Source organism: Occallatibacter sp. (assembly GCF_049802275.1).
Taxonomy (GTDB): domain Bacteria; phylum Acidobacteriota; class Terriglobia; order Terriglobales; family Acidobacteriaceae; genus Telmatobacter.
In genome coordinates this window covers 1-2,118 of sequence record NZ_JBARMD010000505.1, presented here as the reverse complement: position 1 = coordinate 2,118, position 2,118 = coordinate 1, and the positions used below count along the sequence as shown (strand labels likewise).

2 protein-coding genes are annotated in these 2,118 nt (G+C 60.7%); one reads left to right on the top strand and one right to left on the bottom strand.

Going from position 1 to position 2,118, the window contains the following annotated elements; translation table 11 throughout:
* Positions 1-370: DNA ligase LigA-related protein (locus WA354_RS17575; protein WP_472814322.1), on the bottom strand; the 370-nt coding region annotated here is incomplete at its 3' end.
* Positions 371-580: 210 nt separating this feature from the next.
* On the opposite strand from WA354_RS17575, the gene WA354_RS17570 reads away from it, so the two are divergent.
* Entirely contained in the window at positions 581-1,708 is a 1,128-nt protein-coding gene (locus WA354_RS17570) for a metal-dependent hydrolase (protein ID WP_472814321.1), read from the top strand.
* Positions 1,709-2,118 lie beyond the last annotated feature (410 nt).

Here is a 2,118-nt window from a genome sequence, read left to right as displayed (position 1 = left end):
GCGCGAGACTCAGCCCGTCCAGCTTCAGTTCCGCTGTGTACTCCACCGGCAGATTTCCTGCAAGCTCCCGCACGCGCCGATCCCAATCACGCAGTTCCTCTTCGGTGTAGGCGTTGTCCAGGCTAAGCATCGGCCGCGAGTGCCGCACCTTCCGGAACCCCTCTGCCGGCTTGCCGCCCACTCGCTGGGTGGGCGAATCCGGCGTCAACAACTCCGGATACTGCGTTTCCAGCCGTTTCAGCTCATTCATCAGCGCGTCGTACTCCGCGTCGCTGATCACCGGCGCATCCATCACGTAGTAGAGGTGCTCATGCCGCCGCAGTTCCGTGCGCAACTCCTCAATGCGCTTCTCCGCCTTCGCTTTGTTCATCTCAGCCATGGGCAGGATTATAGGGTGCCGAGGCTTCCCCCTCCGACGTCGCGGGCGCAGACTTGCCAACTCGCTATTTCCGCGCAGCGGAAAGCCAACCTGCTAAATCCAAATCACGCGAGCTCCAACCCGACGAACTTCCGCTGACATCGCGAAGCCCGACTGCCTCCGCAAGCCAGCCCACTCCGCTACCATGAACAGCAGCACGCCATGGAACCCATCACCCACTTCCTGACCGGCGCCTGCATCGGCCGCGCCGGACTCAATCGCAAAACCGCCTACGCTACGCTGGCTGCGGTACTCGCCGCCGAAGCCGCCGACCTCGATATTGTTTGGGGATTTGCCGGCCCGGTCGAAGCTCTCAAGCACCATCGCGGCATCACTCACACCTTCATCGCCGTGCCCTTCGTTGCCGCTGCAGCCGTCGGCGCCACCTGGCTCTATCACCGCTGGGTCGAACACCGTCGCGCTCGGCGAGCGAAAACCGCCCCGCCCCTTGAGCCTGGAGCCCCAACGCGTTCCAGGCCGCAGCCCGTCCGATGGCAATGGGTCTATCTTGCCGCTTTCATCTCTGCGCTCAGTCACATCGCGCTTGACTGGACCAACAACTATGGAGTCCGCCCCTTTTTCCCCTTCAATCCGCGCTGGTATGCCGGCAGCTTTGTATTCATCGCCGAGCCGGTGCTATGGGTGCTCCTCTTTGCTGCACTCATCATCCCCGGGCTCCTCGGCCTCGCCGAACGCGAAATCAGCTCACGACGCACCCCGTTTCGCGGTCGCGGCTGGGCCATCTTCGCGCTCTCCGGCATGTTCCTGTTGTGGTGCCTGCGCTACGCCGAACATGCCGCGGCTGAAGGCCTTATCCTCAACAACCCCATCACCACCGTTCCCGTGGATCGTGTCGCTGCCGAGCCTTATCCCTGGAATCCCTTCCGCTGGCACGTGATTGTCGAAACACAAAACTTCTATCAATTCGGCGAGGTCAACACGCGCACCGGAAACATCGACAGCGATCCGCAAACCGACCAGCTCTTTAAGCCGCCCGTCACGCCTGCCGTTGAAGCTGCCAAGCAAACCGAGTTGGGCAAGGTCTATCTCGACTGGGGTCGCTGGGCGGTCGTGCGGGATGTCGGCCAGGTCCAGGTCATTGGAATCGACCCGCCGCAGCTGCCGCCCGGCCGCACCTGGACCACTGTCGAATTCAGCGATCTGCGCTTTGGATACGATTTTCGCGGCACCGGCAACTCGCGTCCGCCATCGGGTCTGGGCGGTGCGGTCTACATTGTCGACAACCGAGAAGAAGCCGGCCAGGAAATGGGTGGCCGCGGGCAGAAATAGCCGGTCTCAGCTGATCCCCGGGATTGTGACAATCACAAATCTGATTGATTCTGCATTTAGAGAGATGGGGTCGATGCGCCGATCTCAAAGGATCACGCCAGATTGATTCTGGGGACGGAGTCGGTGTCGAGGGCGTTGAATGGAACCTCGGATTTATTTGATGAGGCCGCCCACATTCGAATTCATCTCCGCGAAAGCAACGAGCATCCAGAAGAATTGAGACGAATCTTTGGACTTGCCGGAAAGCAGAACTCGCTCCACGATCGAGCTGGAGTCAACTCGAGCAGGGGCTGATGCAGGCATTTAAGGAATTCCGGGCCGGTCAAGAACTATCAAAATGAAATCTGCCTACGCCCGCTTCCTGTTCTTCCGCGCTGACACGTGGCCAGCCTTCTTCCCATGCCCACGAT